19 protein-coding genes, 1 pseudogene and 1 riboswitch are annotated in these 21,704 nt (G+C 61.8%); of the genes and pseudogenes, 11 read left to right on the top strand and 9 right to left on the bottom strand.

Going from position 1 to position 21,704, the window contains the following annotated elements; all coding sequences use genetic code 11:
- Window positions 1-380: 380 nt before the first annotated feature.
- The 4 genes and pseudogenes from HKD46_RS07425 (at window position 381) to HKD46_RS07410 (ending at window position 5,455) form a co-directional block, all read left to right on the top strand.
- Window positions 381-833 carry a pullulanase gene (locus tag HKD46_RS07425; RefSeq protein ID WP_029313820.1) on the top strand — a complete coding sequence of 151 codons (453 nt, stop codon included), beginning with the start codon at window positions 381-383 and terminating at the stop codon, window positions 831-833.
- Between the two features lie 204 nt (window positions 834-1,037).
- Window positions 1,038-3,185, top strand: a pseudogene (locus tag HKD46_RS07420) (adenosylcobalamin-dependent ribonucleoside-diphosphate reductase).
- A gap of 9 nt (window positions 3,186-3,194) precedes the next feature.
- Entirely contained in the window at window positions 3,195-3,878 is a 684-nt protein-coding gene (locus tag HKD46_RS07415) for a hypothetical protein (protein ID WP_010673144.1), read from the top strand.
- Window positions 3,879-4,084: 206 nt separating this feature from the next.
- Window positions 4,085-5,455, top strand: a complete 1,371-nt coding sequence (locus tag HKD46_RS07410; RefSeq protein WP_010673145.1) for a PhoH family protein — start codon at window positions 4,085-4,087, stop codon at window positions 5,453-5,455.
- 66 nt (window positions 5,456-5,521) lie between these two features.
- On the opposite strand, the gene HKD46_RS07405 is transcribed toward HKD46_RS07410, so the two are convergent.
- From HKD46_RS07405 to thiB, 4 genes are all read right to left on the bottom strand, one after another.
- Entirely contained in the window at window positions 5,522-5,683 is a 162-nt protein-coding gene (locus HKD46_RS07405) for a hypothetical protein (protein WP_164882965.1), read from the bottom strand.
- 15 nt (window positions 5,684-5,698) lie between these two features.
- Window positions 5,699-6,409: a thiamine ABC transporter ATP-binding protein gene (thiQ, locus tag HKD46_RS07400; RefSeq protein WP_049637131.1), complete on the bottom strand. Its 711-nt coding sequence runs from the start codon at window positions 6,407-6,409 to the stop codon at window positions 5,699-5,701.
- A gap of 141 nt (window positions 6,410-6,550) precedes the next feature.
- Window positions 6,551-8,179, bottom strand: a complete 1,629-nt coding sequence (thiP, locus tag HKD46_RS07395) for a thiamine/thiamine pyrophosphate ABC transporter permease (RefSeq protein ID WP_042016674.1) — start codon at window positions 8,177-8,179, stop codon at window positions 6,551-6,553.
- On the bottom strand, window positions 8,155-9,135 hold the full coding sequence (thiB, locus tag HKD46_RS07390; protein WP_109111917.1) for a thiamine ABC transporter substrate binding subunit: 981 nt from the start codon (window positions 9,133-9,135) through the stop codon (window positions 8,155-8,157). Before thiB ends, thiP begins: the two co-directional genes overlap by 25 nt.
- Before the next feature lie 83 nt (window positions 9,136-9,218).
- A riboswitch (TPP riboswitch) is annotated at window positions 9,219-9,309 on the bottom strand.
- 91 nt (window positions 9,310-9,400) lie between these two features.
- Here thiB and HKD46_RS07385 point away from each other — a divergent pair.
- On the top strand, window positions 9,401-9,691 hold the full coding sequence (locus tag HKD46_RS07385) for a PilZ domain-containing protein (RefSeq protein ID WP_010673149.1): 291 nt from the start codon (window positions 9,401-9,403) through the stop codon (window positions 9,689-9,691).
- Between the two features lie 51 nt (window positions 9,692-9,742).
- On the opposite strand, the gene HKD46_RS07380 is transcribed toward HKD46_RS07385, so the two are convergent.
- The 5 genes from HKD46_RS07380 to leuA all read right to left on the bottom strand — a co-directional run bounded on the left by HKD46_RS07380 (window position 9,743) and on the right by leuA (window position 15,590).
- Window positions 9,743-10,672, bottom strand: coding sequence for a transglutaminase domain-containing protein (locus HKD46_RS07380; protein ID WP_161470223.1), 930 nt, complete (start codon window positions 10,670-10,672; stop codon window positions 9,743-9,745).
- A gap of 112 nt (window positions 10,673-10,784) precedes the next feature.
- On the bottom strand, window positions 10,785-11,384 hold the full coding sequence (leuD, locus tag HKD46_RS07375; RefSeq protein WP_039041180.1) for a 3-isopropylmalate dehydratase small subunit: 600 nt from the start codon (window positions 11,382-11,384) through the stop codon (window positions 10,785-10,787).
- Between the two features lie 16 nt (window positions 11,385-11,400).
- Window positions 11,401-12,798: a 3-isopropylmalate dehydratase large subunit gene (gene leuC / locus HKD46_RS07370; RefSeq protein ID WP_041211113.1), complete on the bottom strand. Its 1,398-nt coding sequence runs from the start codon at window positions 12,796-12,798 to the stop codon at window positions 11,401-11,403.
- 32 nt (window positions 12,799-12,830) lie between these two features.
- Complete coding sequence (gene leuB, locus HKD46_RS07365; protein WP_041211114.1) at window positions 12,831-13,916, bottom strand: 3-isopropylmalate dehydrogenase; 1,086 nt, start codon at window positions 13,914-13,916, stop codon at window positions 12,831-12,833.
- Window positions 13,917-14,027: 111 nt separating this feature from the next.
- Entirely contained in the window at window positions 14,028-15,590 is a 1,563-nt protein-coding gene (gene leuA, locus HKD46_RS07360; protein ID WP_010673154.1) for a 2-isopropylmalate synthase, read from the bottom strand.
- 405 nt (window positions 15,591-15,995) lie between these two features.
- Here leuA and HKD46_RS07355 point away from each other — a divergent pair, with 405 nt between their 5' ends.
- The 6 genes from HKD46_RS07355 to ilvN all read left to right on the top strand — a co-directional run bounded on the left by HKD46_RS07355 (window position 15,996) and on the right by ilvN (window position 21,243).
- Window positions 15,996-16,619 carry a TetR/AcrR family transcriptional regulator gene (locus HKD46_RS07355; RefSeq protein WP_171865082.1) on the top strand — a complete coding sequence of 208 codons (624 nt, stop codon included), beginning with the start codon at window positions 15,996-15,998 and terminating at the stop codon, window positions 16,617-16,619.
- Between the two features lie 125 nt (window positions 16,620-16,744).
- Window positions 16,745-17,248 (top strand): phosphatase PAP2 family protein, encoded by a 504-nt coding sequence (locus HKD46_RS07350; RefSeq protein WP_069784571.1) that lies wholly within the window; start codon window positions 16,745-16,747, stop codon window positions 17,246-17,248.
- The gene (locus tag HKD46_RS07345) at window positions 17,245-18,360 is read left to right on the top strand and encodes an MJ1255/VC2487 family glycosyltransferase (protein ID WP_171865081.1); all 1,116 of its coding nucleotides are present in this window, start codon (window positions 17,245-17,247) and stop codon (window positions 18,358-18,360) included. Before HKD46_RS07350 ends, HKD46_RS07345 begins: the two co-directional genes overlap by 4 nt.
- Window positions 18,361-18,395: 35 nt before the next feature.
- Complete coding sequence (locus tag HKD46_RS07340) at window positions 18,396-18,548, top strand: hypothetical protein (RefSeq protein ID WP_010673158.1); 153 nt, start codon at window positions 18,396-18,398, stop codon at window positions 18,546-18,548.
- A 390-nt stretch (window positions 18,549-18,938) separates the two neighbouring features.
- Complete coding sequence (locus HKD46_RS07335; RefSeq protein ID WP_171865080.1) at window positions 18,939-20,657, top strand: acetolactate synthase 3 large subunit; 1,719 nt, start codon at window positions 18,939-18,941, stop codon at window positions 20,655-20,657.
- Window positions 20,658-20,748: 91 nt separating this feature from the next.
- Window positions 20,749-21,243: an acetolactate synthase small subunit gene (gene ilvN / locus HKD46_RS07330; protein WP_010673160.1), complete on the top strand. Its 495-nt coding sequence runs from the start codon at window positions 20,749-20,751 to the stop codon at window positions 21,241-21,243.
- Window positions 21,244-21,704 lie beyond the last annotated feature (461 nt).

The following is a 21,704-nucleotide window of genomic DNA, read 5'->3' as shown; positions in this document are numbered from 1 at the left end:
CTCAGAAGTGAAACGCTGTAGCGCCGATGGTAGTGTGGCATTCGCCATGCGAGAGTAGGACACTGCCAGGCACCCAATACAAGAAACCCCGCTCACTCGAGCGGGGTTTTTTATTGCCTGAAATTCAGCACTCACTGGAGGGCAAGCGGGCACTATGGTGCTGTTTCCCGCCGTGTTTTCTGATACTCGCATTCATCATCCCAGCCAATATCGACTTGTTTGTGGCCCGTATCTGTTCAATATCTATTCGAAAGCCTGCATTCTGGATATAAAAAGCACAGAATGTGATGCTTCTACCTTTCTTCTCATGCCTGCTCTGGTTTAATTCCCGGGTCCACATCGATGGACCAAGGAATCACAATAATTTGAGGAATGGACACATGTTCAAAAGAACAGTAACGATGATGCTGGCGGCGGGAACCCTGGTATTAGGCGGTTGCGCATCCAATGGTGGTGCAGAGCAGGCAGCGGCGGACAACAGCGACTTCGGCGGCAAGTCCATCTACCTGCGTGGTGAGATGAACGACTGGATGGCCACCGACGAAAGCAAGGTCGTCAAGGTTGCCGACAAGCTCTACATGGCCAAGGGGACGCTCAAGAAAGAGTGGGCTCCTTACAAGTTCAAGTTTGCCGACTCCGGCTGGAGTTGTGGCACCAACTTCGGTTACAAGAGCCCGAGCGATGGCGTTGCCGTGCTCGGCGGGGAACCTGTACCGGTCAACCCGTGCTCCAAGTATGAGGACATGAAGTTCTCGCCCGAGGCGGATGGCGTCTATGAGTTCTATCTGAATATGGCGGGTGAGACACCGAGCGTATACGTCAAGAAACCCTGAGATAGTCTCTCGCTTTAAATCTCTCGGAAATTGAACCGGTTAAATGCCCTGGCCCAGAAATCTGCTGGCCGGGGCATTTTTTTAGGATAGAATCGGCGCCCTTATGACGGATAAATCACAATATATTGTGCTTTGAGTTCTTAAATTCACTACTGGTAGTATTTTTGTCACGATATTACCCCATTCACAGGAGGTTGATTGACCATGGCTAAATCCATTCCGGTACAGGAGGGCGTCACCGCCAGCCGCCAGATCCCTCTGCAGGAGACGTCTCTCGAGATCTGGGACAGTAAGTATCGTCTCAAGAGCAAGGATGGCGCCCCCATCGACGGCTCCATCGACGAGACCTACCAGCGTGTCGCTCGCGCGCTGGCTGCGCAGGAGCGCGAACCCGACACCTGGTATGAACCCTTCCTGTGGGCCCTGCGCAATGGTGCCATTCCGGCGGGCCGTATCACCTCCAACGCCGGGGCGTTTGAGCACAAGCCGGCGACCTCCACGATCAACTGCACCGTCTCCGGCACCATTGAGGATTCGATGGACGATATCCTCGGCAAGGTGCACGAGGCGGGGCTGACCCTGAAGGCGGGTTGCGGCATCGGTTACGACTTCTCGACCCTGCGACCGCGCGGAGCCTTCGTCTCGGGAGCGGGGGCCTATACCTCGGGGCCGCTCTCCTTCATGGATATCTACGACAAGATGTGCTTTACCGTCTCCTCTGCCGGTGGCCGTCGTGGCGCCCAGATGGGCACCATGGATATCCGTCACCCCGATGTCGTCGAGTTCATCCAGGCCAAGCGGGAGGATGGTCGCCTGCGTCAATTCAACCTCTCCCTGCTCATCACCGAAGAGTTCGTCAGTGCGGTGAAGGAGGATGCCCCCTGGCAACTGATCTTCCCCTACACCGCCAAGGAGGTGGAGCAGGATGGCATCGCGCTGGATGACCCTGCGAGGGTGGTCTGGGCGGACTGGCCCAACAAGGAGGGTGTGGTGATCAACGAGCTGGGCCAGGTGGCCTGCAAGGTCTACAAGACCCTGCCCGCGCGCAAGCTGTGGAACGTCATCATGACCTCTACCTACGACTATGCGGAGCCCGGTTTCATCCTGATCGACAAGGTGAACCAGATGAACAACAACTGGTTCTGCGAAGAGATCCGTGCCACCAACCCTTGCGGTGAACAGCCTCTGCCGCCCTATGGGGCCTGCCTGCTGGGCTCGGTCAACCTGACCACCTTCGTGCGCGATCCCTTCACCGAGCAGGCCGCCTTCGACTAGCCCGCGTTTCGCAAGGTGGTGGCCATCTTCACCCGCATGCTCGACAACGTGGTGGAGATAAACCAGCTGCCGCTGGCCAAGCAGCGCGAGGAGATCACCGCCAAGCGTCGCCACGGCATGGGCTTCCTGGGGCTGGGCTCGACCCTCACCATGCTGCGCATCAAGTACGGCTCTGCGGCCTCCGTCGCCTTCACCGAACAGGTCTCCCAGGAGCTGGCGATGACCGGCTGGCAGGAGTCTCTGCGTCTGGCGAAGGAGAAGGGGCCGGCCCCCATCATGGAGCAGGAGTTCGAAGTCACCGGCAAGATGCTGCGTCTGCGCCCCGAAATGGCGGCAGATGGCATCAAGCTCGGCGACAAGGTGAAGGGCAAGGTGTTGCATGCCCGCTACAGCCGCTATATGCAGCAGGTGGCCGAGGTGGATCCCGCTCTGGTAGCCGAGCTGGCCGAGGTGGGTGGACGCTTCACCCACCACAGCAGCATAGCGCCGACCGGTACCATCTCCCTGTCGCTCGCCAACAACGCCAGCAACGGCATCGAGCCGAGCTTTGCCCACCACTACAGCCGCAATGTCATCAAACCGGGCAAGAAGAGCAAGGAGAGCGTGGATGTCTACTCCTTCGAGCTGCTGGCCTATAGAGAGCTGGTGAACCCGGCCGCCATGCCCTATGCCGAGGAGGAGGGTAGCCGCCTGCCGGATTACTTCATTACCGCGGACGACATCACGCCGACCGGGCACGTGGATATCCAGGCGGCGGCTCAGCGCTGGATCGACTCCTCCATCTCCAAGACCGCCAACGTGCCGACCGATTTTCCGTTCGAGCAGTTCAAGGATATCTACCTCTATGCCTCGGACTCCGGCCTCAAGGGCTGTACCACCTTCCGCTTCAACCCGGCCGCCTTCCAGGGCGTGCTGGTGAAGGAGAAGGATCTGGAGAACACAAGTTACGAGTTCACCCTGGAGGATGGCACCGTCATCACGGCGAAGGGGAACGAGGAGATCGAATACGATGGCGAGCTGCACACCGCCGCCAACCTTTATGACGCCTTGAAAGAAGGCTATTACGGCAAGTTCTGAGGACGAGACATGGTCAAGAAGATCGACAGAAAAATCGTCGCCTACAAGGTAAAAACCCGGGATGAGCCGCAAGATGCGCCGACGCCCCAGGATGACGTGGTGCACATGCATGAAACCGTGCTGCGCCCGGAACGGTTGATGGGCACCACCTACAAGCTGAAGACGCCGGAGCACGTCTCCGAGCACTCGCTGTTCATCACCATCAACGACATCATTCTTAACGAGGGCACGGTGCACGAGACCCGGCGCCCGTTCGAGATCTTCATCAACTCCAAGAGCCTGGAGCACTATCAGTGGATAGTGGCGCTGACCCGCATCATCTCGGCGGTGTTTCGCAAGGGAGGGGACGTCACCTTTCTGGTGGAGGAGTTGCGCTCCGTGTTCGATCCCAAGGGGGGCTACTGGAACAAGGGCAAGTACGTGCCTTCGCTCATCGCCGAAATTGGCAACGTGATCGAAACCCATCTCACCGAGATCGGCATGCTCAAGGTGCCTGGGCTGGACGAGCACCAGCAGGCGTTCCTGGCCGAGAAGCAGGCGCAATTGCAGGCACAGCAACAGGCAGAAGAGCAGCCGGCGGGCAGCGGTTTCCCACCCAGTGCCGCGCTCTGCTACAAGTGCCACACCAAGGCGCTGGTGCAAAAGGATGGCTGCATGACCTGTCTCAATTGCGGGGATTCCAAGTGCGGTTGAGGGGCTGATTGCCACCAAAGGCCGGCAACATGCCGGCCTTTTCGTTGCTGATTTTATGTTCGAACGACGCCCATGATGGCAGCGATTTGTTGCGCACCGGTAAATTCGGGCGTAGCGTTGGGGGTAATAAAACTGTCACGGCCGTGTGGTTTCAATGACATCTGAGATTCACACACGTGGCACCTTCAGTGCCAAGGAGGATGCTTATGGACAACACGGACCGAAAGCTGTTTATCCTGGATACCAACGTTCTGCTTCACGAACCCCTCGCCATCTACTCCTTCAAAGAGCACGACGTGCTCATCCCCATGACGGTGCTCGAAGAGCTCGACAACATCAAGGATCGCCAGAAGGACGTCAGCCGTGATGCCCGCATCGCCATCCGTGCCCTGGAAGATGTTTTCCGCGATGCGACTCCGGAGCAGATAGTGCAAGGAGTGGCACTGGCCGGCGAGGCGAGCGGCCGTATCTCCATCTTCAGCGATCACCATCTGCCCCAGGATGCCGAGGTGTTCACCGACAAGGAGGCGGACAACCGCATCATCAACGCCGCCCTCTACCTGCAAAAGCACGAGATGAAGCGTCAGGTGGTGCTGGTCACCAAAGACATCAACATGCGCCTCAAGGCCAAGGGAGCAGGTCTTGCCCATGTGGAGGATTACCGCAGCGACCAGCTCATCGACGACATCCGCCTGCTCGCCAAGGGCTTCCAGGTGGTGCCCGGCAGCTTCTGGGAGCGGGTCGGCGAGTGCGACAGCGAAACCCATGGCCGCGATACGGTCCACGTCATCGATGCCAACCTGCTGGAGGGAGTCCACGTCAACCAGTACCTGCTGGACGAGGAGAACTTCTTTGCCGCGCGGGTACTGAGCCACGACGGCAACAAGATCCGCCTGAAAGATCTCGGCCGCGAGCGGCTGATGTCCCGCAAGGCCTGGGGGGTGCATCCCAAGAACGTCTATCAGGGCATGGCGCTGGATGCCCTGCTGGATCCGCACATCGACCTGGTGATCCTGACTGGCCCGGCGGGCTGCGGCAAGACCCTGCTCGCCATGGCGGCGGCGCTGGAGCTGGTGATCGAGAAGGGGATCTACGAGAAGGTGATCGTCACCCGCAATACCCCGGAAATTGCCGAGAGCATCGGCTTCCTGCCCGGCACCGAAGAAGAGAAGATGATGCCCTGGCTGGCGGCGGTGACCGACACCCTGGAGGTGCTGCACAAGCAGGACGAGAACATGAGCGGGTCGCTCAGCTACATCATGGAGAAGGCCAATATCCAGTTCAAATCGGTCAACTTCATGCGCGGGCGCAGCATCCAGAACACCTTCGTGCTGCTGGACGAGTGCCAGAACCTGACCGCGTCCCAGATCAAGACCATCATCACCCGCTGCGGGGAGGGGACCAAGATCGTCTGCTCCGGCAACCTGGCTCAGATCGACTCCAACTACCTGAGCCCGGTGACCTCGGGTCTGACCTACATCGTCGAGCGGTTCAAGGACTTCGACGGCAGTGCCAACATCTTCCTGAACGGGGTGGTGCGCAGCAGGCTGGCTTCGTTCGCCGAGGAAAATCTCTGATTTGACGGGATCTCTGCATGAGAAAGGGGAAGCCGGACGGCTTCCCCTTTTTTGATCCCGCCTATCTCATGCCTCTCTCGGTCGGCCCAGGTAGCGCAGCAGCCCCGGGTGATCGCTGCTGTGCAGGATATCCGGCTTGCCCTGCAAGGCGATGCGTCCCGCGTCGATGAAGAGCACCTGATCGGCGATGAGCTGGGCATCGTCCTGGGAACGACAGGGAGAGACCATCTGCTTGTCAGCCCTTCACTGTGGCGCCAGAGCGCGGCCCAGGTAGCGCAGCAGCCCGGGGTGATCGCTGCTGTGCAGGATATCCGGCTTGCCCTGCAAGGCGATGCGTCCCGCGTCGATGAAGAGCACCTGATCGGCGATGAGCTGGGCATCCTCGGGGTTGTGAGAGACCATCAGCACGGTGATGCCCTGCTCGCAGGCGAGGCGGGCGACCTCCGCCAGCATCTCCCGGCGCAGGGCCGGATCGAGGGCCGAGAAGGGCTCGTCCAGCAGCAGCAGCGGCCTGCCCCGCACCAGGGCGCGGGCCAGCCCCACCCGCTGCTGCTGGCCGCCGGAGAGCTGCTCCGGCAGGCGCGTCAGCATCTCCCCCAGGCCCACCTTGTCAGCGGCCTCCTGCACCTGCCTTTTCTGGGCCGGATTCAAGCGCAGGCCGGGATGCAGGCCGATGGCGATGTTGTCGAACACCGACAGGTGCAGGAAGAGGTTGTGATCCTGGAACAGGGTGGTGACCGGGCGCTCGGCGGGGCCCAGTGACAGCAGATCCTGGCCGTCGAAGGTGAGGGTGCCCGACTCCACCGGCACGAAGCCCGCGATCATGCCGAGCAGGGTGGACTTGCCGGCGCCGCTCGGACCGATGAGGGCGGTGATCTCCCCCTTGGGCAAGGTCGCACTGAAGGTCACCTGCCAGTCGGGATAACTGGTGACCAGTTCCTCAATTACCAGCATGTTTGGCTCCTGAATGTCGTTTTATAGAACAACAAGTAAGAAAAATTGATGAAAAGCAGCGTGAGTGACTGCTCCAAGTGGCGCCCAAGGGGCGTGCCCGGGCGGATCCTGGGGGCAGGGAGGCGGCAATGCCGCCGGGGATCAGTGATCCACATGTCTGCCTCCCAGTCCCCGCTCCACCAGCCAGAACAGGGAGAAGCAGAGGGTGAGCAGCAGCAGGGCGGTGGCGGCCGCCTCGGTCAGCCGGTAGCTGCCGAGCTGTTGATAGAGCAGCCAGGGCAGGGTAGTGAGCGTCTGGCTGCCGAACATGGCGATGGCCCCGAGATCCCCGAGGGACAATATCATCGAGAGCGCCATGGCCAGGGCCAGCGGACGGCGCAGCAGGGGCCACTCCACCAGGCGCAGGCGATGCAGGCCGCGCACCCCCAGGCTGTCCGCCAGCCGATCGTACTGGCGCACCACCAGTTGCATGGGGGCCGAGAGGGTGCGCAGCACATAGGGCAGCGCCATCAGGGCGTTGACCAGCACCACCAGCCAGGGGCCCAGGGCAAAGACGTCGGTGAAAGGCATGAACAGGATGAAGAGGCCGGTGGAGAGCACCACCGCCGGGATCATCAGGATCATGGAGCCGCTGGCCTCCCACAGGGCGGCGGCCCGCCGTTTGCGATCCCGCACCCTCAGATGCCGGCTGGTGAGCAGCAGCCCGGCGCCGAGCAAAGTGGCCAGGGAGCCCGCCGCCAGGGCTATGCCCAGGGACTGTCCCCCTGCCTGCCACAGCCGGGGTGAGCCGAGCGCCGCCAGCAGACCGGGGTTGAACCCGGCGACCACGATGGCCAGCAGGGGCGGCAGGAAGATGGCGAGCCCCATGGTCAGGGCAAGGCCATCCACCAGCGCGCTGCCCTTCTGGTGTCTGTCGGGACGCAGGCAGGGGCGACGGCTGGTGAGGCGACTGGCCGGGGTGGTCTGCAGCTTGTGTTGCAGCAGGAGCAGGGCCAGGGTCAGCAGTAGTTGCACCAGGGCGAGCCCGCCAGCGGTGGCGAGATCGAAGTCAAAGCGCAGCGCCTGGTAGACGGCCACCTCCAGTGTGGTGGACTTGGGGCCGCCCCCGAGCGCCAGCACTGTGGTGAAGCTGGTGAAGCAGAGCATGAAGATGAGGCTGGCGAGCCCCGGCAATATGCCGCGGATGAGCGGCCACTCCAGCAGCCGGAAGATGTGGGAGGAGCGCATGCCGAGCTGGCTGGCGAGGCGCCAGGAGGACTCGGGGATGCTCTCTATGCTCTGCAGGATGAGGCGGGCGGCCAGCGGCATGTTGAAGAAGACATGGGCCAGCAGGATGCCGAACAGGCCATAGAGATAGTTGCCGGGATCCAGGCCCAGGCCGTGCAGCAGTTGCGGCAACCAGCCCTGACGACCGTGCACCGCCACCATGCCGAAGATGGCGATGATGACCGGCAACACCAGGGAGAGACCGAACAGCTTGAGCAGCAGGCGGCGTCCGGTGAAACGGCGTCGCGCCAGGGCTCTGGCCACCGGGATGGCAAGCCCCAGGCTCAGCAGGGTGGAGAGCAGTGCCTGCCAGAGGCTGAAACCCAGCACGTGGCGCAGGTAGGGATCGCCTAGCAGGGCGCGGGGGGAGAGGGCCCCCGCCTGCCACAACAGGGCGACCAGCGGCCCAATGGAGAGCAGCAGGATGACCAGGGTGGCTGCACTGCCGGGCAGCCACCAGAGGGTGCGACGACCTGAACTCACTGGGTGACGGCTTGCAGCCATTCGCGGATCCACCCCTTGCGGTTGGCGGCTACCTCGTCAGAGCTGAAGGTGAGTGGCTTAGCTACGGTGATCATCTGTTCGAACCCCTTGGGCAGCGCCACGTCTGTCACCGGATACATCCAGTTGCCGCCGGGGATCTCGTTCTGGAAGGCGGGGCTCACCATGAATTGCAGGAACTGGTCAGCCAGTTTGCCCTGTGTGGCGCCCTTGAGCTTGGCGGCTACTTCCACCTGGCGGTAGTGACCCTCCTCGAACGCGGCCGCCCGGTACTGGGGTTTGCTCTCGGCAATCAGGTGATAGGCGGGGGAGGTGGTGTAGGAGAGCACCATGTCCGCCTCGCCGTCGAGGAACATGCCGTAGGCCTCTGACCACCCCTTGGTGACGGTGACCGTCTTTTTGGCCAGTTGCGCCCAGGCGGTCGGTGCCTCATCCCCGTAGACCGACTTCATCCAGAGCATCAGGCCCTGACCCGGGGTGGAGGTGCGGGGATCCTGATAGATCACCTTGATATCGGGGCGCGCCACCAGCTCCTTCAGGCTCTTGGGGGGCTGCTTGAGCTTGTTGCTGTCATAGACGAAGGCGAAGTAGCCGTAGTCATAGGGGACAAAGGTGTCATCCTGCCAGCCACCCGGCACCTTGAGGTCATCGAGCCTGGTGGAATGAGGGGCGAACAGGCCGCTCTGTTTGGCCTCGCTGATGAGGGCATCGTCCAGCCCCAGCACCATGTCGGCCTTGCTGTGCTGGCCTTCCAGCCGCAGCCGGTTGAGGATGGCGACGCCATCCTCGAGGGGCACCAGATTGAGGGTGCAGCCGCACTCCTTCTCGAAGGCCTGCTTGATCTTGGGACCCGGCCCCCATTCGGCGGCGAAGGAGCCGTAGGTGTAGACGGTGAGGGTGTCGGCGGCAAACGCCTGGGCAGAGAGCAGGCTGGTGGCGATCAGCAGCAGGGTCTTCATCAATGGCACTCCTGTGGATGTCGGGGTGCTCATCAATGGCACCTCGCGTGTGGTGAGCGCCGGCGGATGAGGGCACAAAAAACGCGCGCCATGCCTCAAATTCCTCCGCCAGCATTATCTGGATCAGGTTCACGGGTATAATCTCAGCGGTAAACCGCACCCCGTTTGAGCAACGCATCGCATTGTATTGGCGTTCCTGGGGGGAGGCCAGCACTATGTTTCACGGGCCGCATCGTGCGAGCCACCACCAAGGAGGAAGTCCCCAGTGATCACCAGCACCAAGGAAAGACGTGCCTTCCAGCGCATGGTCATCAATGCCCCCGTCACCCTGTTCCAGCATCAGCAGGTGCTGGAGGGGGTCTGCCGGGATCTCAGCGCCAACGGCATGGGCGTCGAAGTGAACAAGCACGAGTTCGATCTGGCCCAGCCCATCCGGGTGAGCCTGGCGACCAGCAGCAATCTTCTGCCTCCCTTCGAGGCCCAGGCTCGCATCGTGCGGGTGTTGGAGGAAGAAGACGGTCTCCTGCTGGCGCTGGAGTTTCTCTCCCTCACCTGAGACCCGGGCGCCCGTCCTCCTCGAGACAGGCCAGCCATGGGCTGGCCTGTCTCATTTCCCCTCATCCTGCACCGGTTGCACGCTCAACTGGCCGCTGTCGACCAGCGTCTTGCTGGTGGGCGCGAGCTGGCCCATGGGCAGCTGGGCCGGGCCGGTCGGCTCCATCAGGAGGTAGGTCTCCCCCGCCCGGCTCAAGGTGGCCTCCCCCGGTTTGGCTGGCAGGGCCACCCCCAGCAGGACATGTCCCGGCACGAACACCATGGCCTGCTTGAGATCGGGATACCCCTGGGCCAGCAGGGCGGCCATCAGGGTCACCTTGCTGTCGCAATCCCCCCGGTTCTGCTCCAGCACCTGGCGCGGGCTCAGAAACCCCTTGCCAGAGCGGCCCGACTGGCTGTCGAGCAGTTGATAGGGGATGGCCTGGATGAAGTCGAGCATGTAGGCCACCGTCTTCTGGCGCGCCTCGGTCTCGGTGGCCCCTTCCTGCTTGAGCTGCTCCATCAACGGGGCCAGCTCGTCCCGACTCTCCAGGGCGATGCGCACATGATCCTGCTTGATGGCGGGAGCGCCGTCGGGGGCAGTGAAGGGCTGGAAGTAGTGCTGCGTGAGCCAGGCGGCCTCCAGTTTGGCCTGCTCGGGCTTGACCCATTGGGAGGCTTCCCGCGCCTTGTCGGCGTTGCGGCTCTTGATGCTGAGGCTCATGGCGGGGCGAACGAGGGAGAACTGCACCTCGGGGAACGCCAGGGGTGCCTGCTGCAGCAGGCTTTGCAGTACGTCTTCCTGCATCCTAGCTGGACGGTAAGCGATGAGAGGGGGCAGCTTGCCCGCCTCCAGCCGATAGCTGAGCTGCTGCGCCTTGCCCTCTCTGTCCTGCCAGCCGACATTGAGCTGACCGCCACTGTTGGTGAAAGAGGTCTGTCCGCCCAGGGCCGGGAGGCTGAGCAGCAGGCAGAGCAATGAAAGGGCGCCCCTTGCGGACATAGGTGTCTCCTGTCGGACATGCAGAGGTGGCGGGCTTTGTACAGCGACCCGACAATAAAACAGGGAGCCTCGGCTCCCTGTTGATTCTACTCGCTTTCTTGTCGCAGGCTCGTCAAATCCAGCTTGGCTGCTTCGCCTCGAAGGCGCTGATGGCGGCCTCGTGCTGCAGGGTCAGACCGATGGCATCCAGCCCGTTGAGCAGACAGTAGCGACGGAACTCGTCGATTTCGAAGCCGAACGTGAGGCTGCCTGCACGCACCTGGTTGGCCTCCAGATCCACTTCGATCTCGATGCCCGGCTGGGCGGCGACCAGCTGGAACAGGGCGTCGACCTCCTCCTCCTTCAGACGAACCGGCACCATGCCGTTGTTGATGGCGTTGCCGTAGAAGATGTCGGCAAAGCTCGGGGCGATCATGGTCTTGAAGCCGTAGTCCGCCAGCGCCCAGGGGGCGTGCTCGCGACTCGAGCCGCAGCCGAAGTTCTCGCGGGCCAACAGGATGCTGGCACCGGCGAATTGCGGTTTGTTCAGTACGAACTCCGGGTTGGGCTGCTCCCCTGCATCGTCCAGGAAGCGCCAGTCGTGGAACAGGTGCTTGCCAAAGCCGATGCGGTTCACCTTCTGCAGGAACTGCTTGGGAATGATGGCGTCGGTGTCGACGTTGGCGCTGTCGAGGGGAACGACGATCCCTTTATGCTGTTTGAAACCTGTCATCATGTTCTCCTTGTCGTTACAGCGCACGAATGTCGGCGAAGCGGCCGGTGACGGCGGCGGCGGCGGCCATGGCCGGGCTCACCAGGTGGGTGCGGCCGGCACGACCCTGACGCCCCTCGAAGTTGCGGTTGCTGGTGGAGGCGCAGCGCTCCCCCGGTTGCAGCCGGTCGTTGTTCATGGCCAGACACATGGAGCAGCCGGGCAAGCGCCACTCAAAGCCTGCCTCGATGAAGATCTTGTCCAGCCCCTCGGCCTCGGCCTGGGCCTTCACCTGCTCGGAGCCCGGCACCACCAGGGCCTGTACCCCTGCCGCGACCTTGCGACCGCGGGCGATGGCGGCGGCAGCGCGCAGATCCTCGATGCGGCTGTTGGTGCACGAACCGATGAACACCTTGTCGATGGCCACGTCGGAGAGCTTCTGGCCCGGTTGCAGGTCCATGTAGGCGAGGGCCTTGCGGGCGGACTGCTGCTCCACCGGATCGGCGAAGGATTCCGGTGCAGGGATGGGCTCATTGACGGCAATCACCTGGCCCGGGTTGGTGCCCCAGGTCACTTGCGGGGCGATGTCGGCGGCGTCGAGCACCACTTCGGCGTCGAAGTGGGCACCTTCGTCGCTCTTGAGGGTCAGCCAGTAGGCGATGGCCTGTTCCAGCGCCTCCCCCTTGGGAGCGAACTCCTTGCCACGGATGTAGTCGATGGTGGTCTGGTCGGGGGCAATCATGCCCGCTTTGGCGCCGAGCTCGATGGCCATGTTGCACACCGTCATGCGCCCTTCCATGGTGAGCCCCTCGATGGCTTCACCGGCGAACTCCACCACGTAGCCGGTCCCGCCTGCATGACCCACCTTGCCGATGATGGCGAGCACCACGTCTTTGGCGCTGATGCCTGCGGCCAGCTTGCCGTTGACAGAGATACGCATGGTCCTGGCACGGCCCTGTTTCAGGGTCTGGGTGGCCATCACGTGTTCCACTTCGGAGGTGCCGATACCGAATGCGAGCGAGCCGAAGGCGCCGTGGGTGGCGGTGTGGGAGTCACCGCAGACGATGGTGGTGCCGGGCAATGTGATGCCGAGCTCGGGGCCCATCACGTGGACGATACCCTGGTACTTGTGGTTCAAGTCATAGAGACGAACCCCGAACGCCTTGCAGTTGGCGGCGAGCGTCTCCATCTGGATGCGGGCCATCTCACCGGAGGCGGCGATGTCCTTGGTGGTGGTGGAGACGTTGTGATCCATGGTGGCCCAGGTCAGATCCGGGCGACGCAGCTGGCGGTTCATGGCGCGCAGGCCGTCGAATGCCTGGGGGCTGGTCACTTCATGCACCAGGTGGCGGTCGATGTAGATGAGAGGGGTTTCCCCTTCCACTTCCCGCACCACGTGGGCGTCGAACACTTTCTGATAGAGGGTCTTGGACATTGCTCGGTTTCCTTGTTATCGATGCCGTGGGGTCAGATGCGCGCGGCGATCTGGCTGCCCATGTCGGCCGTGCTCTGCACCGGGTGCGTGGCGCTGGCCTGATGCAGGTCGGCGGTGAAATAGCCTTCTGCCAGGGTCTGGGCCACGGCCTGCTCGATGGCCTGGGCGGCGGCTTCCTGGCCGAGACTGTAACGCAGCATCAGGGCGGCGGAGAGGATCTGGGCGATGGGATTCGCAATCCCCTTGCCGGCGATATCCGGGGCCGAGCCACCGGCCGGCTCGAACAGGCCGAAGCCGGATTCGTTCAGGCTGGCAGAGGGGAGCAGGCCCATGGAGCCAGTGATCATGGCGCACTCGTCGGAGAGGATGTCACCGAACAGGTTGGAGCAGAGCAGCACGTCGAACTGGGACGGATCCTTGATGAGCTGCATGGTGGCGTTGTCGATGTACATGTGGTTCAGGGCCACGTCCGGGTAGGACTTGGCGACCTCGGTCACCACCTCGCGCCACAGGATGGAGGAGGCGAGCACGTTGGCCTTGTCGATGGAGGTGACCCTGGCCTTGCGCACCCGGGCCGATTCAAACGCTATCTTGGCGATGCGCTCGATCTCGAAGCGGTGGTACACCTCGGTGTCGAAGGCCTTCTCGGTGGCGCCTTCCCCTTCACGCCCCTTGGGCTGGCCGAAATAGATGCCGCCGGTCAGCTCGCGCACGCAGGCGATGTCGAAGCCGCGATCGGAGATGTCGGCACGCAGCGGGGAGAACTGCTCCAGACCGGTGTAGATGCGGGCCGGGCGCAGGTTGCAGAACAGTTTGAAGTGGGCACGCAGGGGCAGCAGGGCACCGCGCTCCGGCTGATCGTTGGGCGGCAGGTGCTCCCACTTGGGGCCGCCCACCGATCCGAACAGCACCGCATCGGCCGCTTCGCAGCCTTTGATCGTGCTCTGGGGCAGCGGTGTGCCGTGGTTGTCGATGGCGATGCCGCCGACGTCGTGACGGTCATAGTCGAGGGAGAAGCCGAATTTGGTCTGCACCTTTTCCAGTACCTTGATGGCCTCTGCCATCACTTCCGGGCCAATGCCGTCACCCGGCAATACTGCGATCCGATAACTGCTCATACTCTCTCCGTCTTGATAGTGTGATTCCGTTTCATCCGGGAGGCCGGTCCGGACCACTGCCCAGGCCCCGGTCCTCCCCATGTCATGCTGTCATCTTGTCCGGCGGCGGGCTCAGACGGTTTCCGATTTGATGGTGTGGTTGCGCTCCATCTGCTCGGCGACCTGGTCCGCGCGCCAGATGCTGTTGATCACGTGGACCAGGGCTTGGGCTGAGGATTCGATGATGTCGGTGGCCAGCCCCATGCCGTGGAACTTGCGCCCCTTGTACTCGGCGACGATGTCCACCTGGCCGAGGGCGTTCTTGCCCTCGCCCTTGCCCTTGAGTTCGTATTTGTCGATGCGGATCTCGTAGCCGGTGATGCGGTTGATGCACTGGTAGACCGCATCCACCGGGCCGTTGCCGGTGGCGGCCTCGCACACCAGATCCTGGCCTACCTTGAGCTTGACCGAGGCGGTGGCGAGCACCGAGCTGCCGCTCTGCACGCCGAGGTACTCCAGCTTGAAGTGCTCGGGCTCCTCATGGATCTGGCTGAAGAAGGCGAGGGCCTCCAGGTCGTAGTCGAACACCTGGCCCTTCTTGTCAGCCAGGGTGAGGAACTTGGCGTAGAGATCGTCGAGGTCGTAGCTGCTCTCGGCGTAGCCCATGGACTCCATCCGGTGCTTGATGACGTGGCGGCCGGAGCGGGAGGTCATGTTGAGGTTGTTCTGGGTGAGACCGATGCTCTCGGGGGTGATGATTTCATAGGTGTTCTTCGCCTTGAGCACGCCGTCCTGATGGATGCCTGAGCTGTGGGAGAAGGCGTTGGCGCCGACGATGGCCTTGTTGGGCTGCACCGGCATGTTGCAGATTTGACTGACGAGGGTGCTGGTGCGGTGGATCTCGCTGTGGCGAATGTTGGTGTGTACCCCGAGCAGGTCGGCGCGGGTCTTCAGGATCATCGCGACCTCTTCCAGAGAGCAGTTGCCAGCACGCTCGCCGATGCCGTTGATGGTGCACTCGATCTGGCGGGCCCCCATCTGCACGGCACTGATGGAGTTGGCCACCGAGAGGCCCAGATCGTCGTGGCAGTGCACCGAGATGATGGCCTTGTCGATGTTGGGTACCCGGTTGAACAGGGTGTGGATGATGCCGGAGAATTCGGTCGGCACCGTGTAGCCCACGGTGTCAGGAATGTTGATGGTGCGGGCGCCGGCCTTGATGGCGGCTTCCACCATGCGGCACAGGTTGTCTATCGGGGTGCGGCCCGCATCTTCGCAGGAGAACTCCACGTCATCGGTGTAGCGCAAGGCGTGCTTGATGGCGCCGACCCCCATCTCCAGCACGTCTTCGAAGCTCTTTTTCAGCTTGCTCTCCACGTGAATGGAGGAGGTGGAGATGAAGGTATGGATGCGAAATGCCTCTGCCACTTTCAAGGCTTCGCCGGCGGCATCGATGTCTTTTTGCAGGGCGCGAGCCAGGGCGCAGACCCGGCTGTTCTTGATGTGGCGGGCGATGGTCTGAACCGATTGAAAATCGCCGGGGGAGGAGACGGGGAAACCCACTTCCATGATATCGACACCGAGCCGCTCCAGCGCCTGGGCGATCTGCAGCTTCTCCTTGACCGTCAAGCTGGCCGACAGCGCCTGCTCACCATCACGCAAGGTGGTGTCGAATATGATGACCCGATCTGACATGTGACTTCCCTCTTCCTAAGTTCGCTGCGTGCATCCTGCATGGCATAAAAAAACCCGTGCGGGGTGCACGGGTTTCTGTAAATTCCGGCTATGCCTTAGCCCGGCTACAAGGATCCCGCGCGAGGAGTCGCGATTAGGGAGAGCAGTAGTAGCGGAGCGGCAATACGCATGATGTCTCAATCCTTCCAGTCGATAACGCTACTACCAATAACGAGATTTTTATGCTGTGTCAACCGGAATGGACAGGTTCAATCCACTGGTTTATTTAATCGGATTGTAAAGGAGTGCAAATTCTCTTGTCCCATATTCGGTTCATGCCTGATTATCTGGTCATTCCTGCTGTACTCGATCACCCGCACAATCAGATCGACTTATCAGCCCTTGCTGAATTATCTGAGGTATTCCATGGAAAAACGCAGACCTGGCCGTCCAGTCGGACGTTCCGACATTCGTGACAAGCTGCTTGCCGCCGCACGCGAACGTTTTCTCAACACCCCCTACAGCAAGGTGACGACCCGCGAGATTGCCGAGCTGGCAGGCTCCAATCTGGCGATGATCCACTACTACTTCGGCAGCAAGGAAGGCCTCTACAAGGCGGTGCTGGGGGATGTGGCCGAGCCCCTCGAGCAAGCCTGGCACGACGAGAGCAGCAACCGCAGCCTGACCGATCTGCTCAACACCTACTATCAGGTGATGGCGCCCAACAGCGAGCTGACCTCCGCCATCTCCAGCGCATTGTCCACTGAAAAGAGCCCGGGGCGTGATTTTGTGCTGAGCCGCCTGCTGGATCGCCAACTTCCCCAGTTCGATGCCCTGCTCGAGTCCATGCGCTCCAACGGCCAGCTGGCGGACAACCTGGACCCCGAGATGCTGAAGATCTCCTTCCTCAGCATGATGTGGCAGCCATTCGTGATGAAGGATCTCTACGAGCAGGTGTTTGGTCTGACGGTGGACGAGCGCTTCATGAGCCGCCTCGCGGCCCACAACTGCCGCCTGATGGAAAACGGCCTGCGTGGTGCCCTGAACTGACTTTTTCGGGATGACGGATGAAAAAGGGCCCCTGGGCCCTTTTTTTCATCAATCTGTTATCTGGGCGTCAACGAAGTGTCATGCCGCCCTCCTAGTCTGCACTCAGGATGCAAGGGAGGGCCGTGATGAACAAGATCCAGCAATGGGACCTGCGGGTGTGTCGTGTCTGCCTGCTCCACCCCTACAATCAGCCGCAGGCCAGGATAAGCCGGCTTGTCTCCCGTACCGGTGACGGCCCCCTCTATGCCGTGGCGGCCTGCCTGCTCTGGTGGCAGGGGAGCGCCGGGCAGGAGGCGGTCAGGGTGGCGCTCTGGGCGTTTGCCCTCGAGTTGCCGCTCTACCTGCTGCTCAAGAATGCCCTCAAACGCCAGCGCCCGGCAGGGTTGCCTGTCTTCATCACCCCGTCGGATCGTTACAGCCTGCCCTCGGGCCATACCGCGGCCGCCTTTCTGATGGCGACCGTAATGGCCGCCAGTTTCCCGCTTTGGGCACCGCTGCTGTTTGTCTGGGCCGCGCTGGTGGGGGCGTCCCGCCTGCTGCTCGGGGTGCATTATCTGAGCGATCTGGTGGCCGGGGCGCTGCTTGGCGGTGGTTGCGCCCTCTGGGCGCTGGGTTGGAGCCAGGGATGAGGATTCTGTTCGGCGTTCAGGGGACCGGCAACGGTCATATCAGTCGTAGCCGGACCCTGGCGCGCGCATTGAAGAGCAGGGGCGTGGCGGTGGACTATCTGTTCAGCGGGCGCGCCGCCGACGGCTACTTCGAGATGGGGGAGTTCGGGGATTATCGCACCTTCCCCGGTATCACTTTCGCCAGCCATCAGGGGCGCATCTCGGGCTGGCGCACCCTCAAGGGACTCTCTCCCCTGCGTTTCTGGCAAGATCTGCGTGCCCTCGATTGTCGCGAGTACGATCTGGTCATCAGCGACTTCGAGCCGCTCAGTGCCCATGCTGCTCGCCGCTGGGGCAAACCCAGCCTCACCATCAGCCATCAGGCGAGCTTCGACTGGCCGATCCCGCGCTGGGGGGAGAGCGGCTTCAACCGTCAGCTGATGCGCCATTTTGCGCCGGTACGCCAGTCCCTGGGGCTGCACTGGTTCCATTTCGGCCAGCCCCTGCTGCCTCCCATCGTCGATCCCCTCGAGCCGGTGCCGGACAACCAGCAGATCCTGGTCTATCTGCCATTCGAGCAGACAGAGACGATCGCGGCCCTGTTGTCGCGTTTCAGCCCGCAGTCGTTCATCTGCTTCCATCCCGAGGTGCGCAAGCGTAGCGAGTGGCGCAACATCCGCTTTGAACCTCAGGCCAGAGAGGGGTTCAAGCTGGCGCTGGCAGGTTGTCGCGGGGTCATGAGCAATGCGGGATTCGAGCTTGCCTCCGAGGCGCTCTCCCTTGGCAAGAAGCTGCTGGTCAAACCCCTGGGTGGCCAGTTCGAGCAGTTGACCAACGGCAGGACCCTGGAGCTGATGGGGCTGGCCCAGTTGATGGACAGCCTGGATGCCAATGCGGTGCGAAGCTGGCTGGAGGCCCCTTCTCCTGGCAGGGTACGCTATCCCGATGTGGCAGGAGAGCTGGCCGACTGGTTGCTGGCCGGGGCCGGGGCCGGGGAGGAGGTGGGGGCGCTCTCCCGCCGCCTCTGGGGCAGGACTCTCTTTCCGGAGGAGGTGTGTGACAGCCTGGGGGAGCTTGCCAGCCGCACCGGCCAGGAGCGTCCCTGGTTATCCCAACTCAGCGCCTTTGACTAAACTGAGTCGATCCCACCACGGAGAGGACGGACACCATGCGCTTTACCAATGAAAACGGCGACACCATGACTCTGGCAGACAATCTCACCCTGCATGAGCTGCTCGACATGGGTGTCAGCATTTCGGTCTGCGAAGAGACGGATCCGGATCAGCAGATCTGGCTGGCAGAACCCGAAGACGAGCAGTGAAACCAGCCAGTTTTTGACGGCCCACCCCCTCGGGGTGGGCCGTTTATTTTGTTCCTGACCGACGCGGGCAGCATGATCCGCTGGTTGTTCCCCCCAGGGCCCCTCTTTGTTGCCCGTCTGGTGGCCAAGTCACTGAATGTTAATAGCTGTTTGAAATTTATGACTGTTATGGCCAGACAAAGCCGTGGACAAGCGTTCACGGGCGGGTTAAGTTGGTTTTTCACCCGCTTTTCGGGTGAATGATGGAAAACCCCTATTTTTCTACTATCGACGGCTCCGAACTCGCCTGATCTGCCTGCAGACAACAACAAGACTCGGATCGGCGCTGCCGGGAAGCAGCGGACTGTCGATAGCTTTCGCTTAACGGAGCAAAGCCTGGAGGGCTTTATCATGGAGATGTTATCAGGCGCCCAGATGGTGGTTAGAGCGCTGGAAGATCAGGGAGTGGAACACGTTTTCGGCTACCCTGGTGGCTCAGTGCTCGACATCTATGACGCTCTCTTCGAAAACGGCAAGATGGAGCATGTCCTGGTGCGGCACGAGCAGGCCGCAGTGCACATGGCGGACGGTTACGCCCGCTCCACCGGCAAGGTGGGCACTGTGCTGGTGACCTCGGGTCCCGGCGCCACCAACTGCATCACGGGGATCGCCACCGCCTACATGGATTCCATTCCCCTGGTGATCCTGTCCGGCCAGGTGCCGACCAGCATGATCGGGGAGGATGCGTTCCAGGAGACCGACATGATCGGCATCTCCCGCCCGGTGGTGAAGCACAGCTTCCTGTGCAAGAAAGCCAGCGACATTCCCGAGGCCATCAAGAAGGCCTATTACATTGCCGCCAGTGGCCGCCCGGGGCCCGTGGTGGTGGATCTGCCCAAAGACGTGCAGAATCCGAAAGAGAAGTTCCCCTATCAGTATCCCGAGTCCGTTTCCCTGCGCTCCTACAATCCGACCAAGGCGGGACACAAGGGCCAGATCAAGCGGGCTGCCAAGCTGCTGACCGAGGCGAGCCGCCCGGTCATGTACGTGGGTGGCGGCGCCATCAACGCCAATGCGGATCACCTGGTGACCAAGCTGGCGGAGCTGCTGAACCTGCCGGTGACCACCACGCTCATGGGGCTGGGCGCTTTCTCCGGCACCCATCCGCAGTTCATCGGCATGCTCGGCATGCACGGCACCTTCGAAGCGAACAAGAGCATGCACAACGCGGATCTCATCTTCGCCGTGGGTGCCCGCTTCGATGACCGCGTCACCAACAACGTGGCCAAGTTCTGCCCCAACGCCACCATAGTCCACATCGACATCGATCCCACCTCCATCTCCAAGACGGTGCAGGCCCATGTGCCCATCGTCGGCTCGGTGGAAACCGTGCTGGAGCAGATGCTGGAAGTGATCCGCGAGTGCGGCTTTGACAACGACAAGCAGGTACTGGCGGACTGGTGGAGCCAGATCGGCCAGTGGCGCTCCCGCAACTGCCTGGCCTACGAAACCCATCCCACCCTGATCAAGCCGCAGCAGGTCATCGAGACTCTCTACAAGGTGACCAAGGGGGAGGCGTTCGTCGCCTCCGACGTGGGCCAGCACCAGATGTTTGCCGCCCTCTACTACCCGTTTGCCAAACCACGTCAGTGGATCAACTCAGGTGGTCTCGGCACCATGGGGTTCGGCATTCCGGCCGCCATGGGCGCCCAGTTTGCCAACCCGGATGCGGTGGTCTGCTGCGTCACCGGTGACGGTTCGGTGCAGATGAACATTCAGGAGCTCTCCACCTGCATGCAGTACGGGGTGCCCATCAAGATCATCTCCATCAACAACCGTGCGCTGGGCATGGTCAAGCAGTGGCAGAAGATGTTCTACGGCGGCCGTCACAGCCACTCCTACATGGAATCCCTGCCTGACTTCGTCAAGCTGGCGGAAGCCTATGGCCACGTCGGCATCGCGGTGAGCGATCCGGCGGAGCTGGAGAGCGCCATGGAGAAGGCCTTTGCCATGAAGGACAGACTGGTGTTCATGGACATCTCGGTCGATCCGGACGAGCACGTCTATCCGATGCAGATCAAATTTGGTGCCATGGACGAGATGTGGCTGAGCAAGACGGAGAGAACCTGACAATGGGACACATTATTTCGGTCGTACCCATGGAGCTCAAGTTTGGTTCCATCAATGACGAGATGTGGCTGAGCAAGGCGGGGGAAATATCATGAGACACATCATTTCAGTACTGCTGGAGAACGAATCCGGCGCCCTGAGCCGTGTGGTAGGCCTCTTCTCCCAGCGCGGCTACAACATCGAGACCCTGACGGTGGCCCCCACCGAGGATCCCACCCTGTCCCGCATGACCATCGTCACCATGGGGGATGAGCGGGTGCTGGAGCAGATCCAGAAGCAGCTGCACAAGCTGGTGGACGTGCTCAAGGTATGTGACCTGAGCGAGGGGGAGCACATCGAGCGGGAGATCGCGCTGGTCAAGGCGCGCGCCGCCGGTGGTGCCCGTGACGAACTGAAGCGGCTGGCGGACATCTTCCGTGGCCAGATCGTCGACGTCACCCCCGAGCTCTACACGGTGCAGCTCGTCGGGACCAGCGAAAAGCTGGACGCCTTCATCAAGACGGCTGCCCAGACCAACGAGATCATCGAAGTGGTGCGCTCCGGTGTCTGTGGCATCTCCCGGGCGGACAAATCCCTGCGTCCCTGATGTGGCCGGATGTGAAAATAGCTGTTCAAGGGCTCTTCGGAGCCCTTTTTCGTGTCTGGCAGCGTTGCGGGCAAGTGGGGGCGCCGGTAGGGATGCTGGCCACAGCATCAGGAGGTTATCGAGGGGTGAAAGAGAAGGGGGAAGGGAGGGGCTTCACCTGTCATTTTCTTTCAAATGATCGGTAAACTATCCACAAAAGCTGTGGAAAACTCTGTAGATTAGCGGTGTGTCTGGCGTTAGTCTTATGATCTTAAAGGGATATTTCAATTTGATCCTGGCTGGATCGCATTTGTGCAATCCCCTGGCGAGGGTGTGAGCGTTTGCTTATCCCTCGAGCCTTGCCAAGGGCGGAACACGGATCTGTCCGTGGATCCGGACGGGATCCCGACCTGATCTTGCGGATCAACATTTCTGGGCGCGAGCCATAAAAAACCCGCCTCTCGGCGGGTTTTTCATTGTAT

This window comes from Aeromonas sp. TW 6 (assembly GCF_013168745.1).
In the GTDB taxonomy this organism is placed as follows: Bacteria; Pseudomonadota; Gammaproteobacteria; order Enterobacterales; family Aeromonadaceae; genus Aeromonas; species Aeromonas caviae.
Note: the sequence above shows the minus strand (reverse complement) of the source record. Positions and strands in the feature narration are given on the sequence as shown.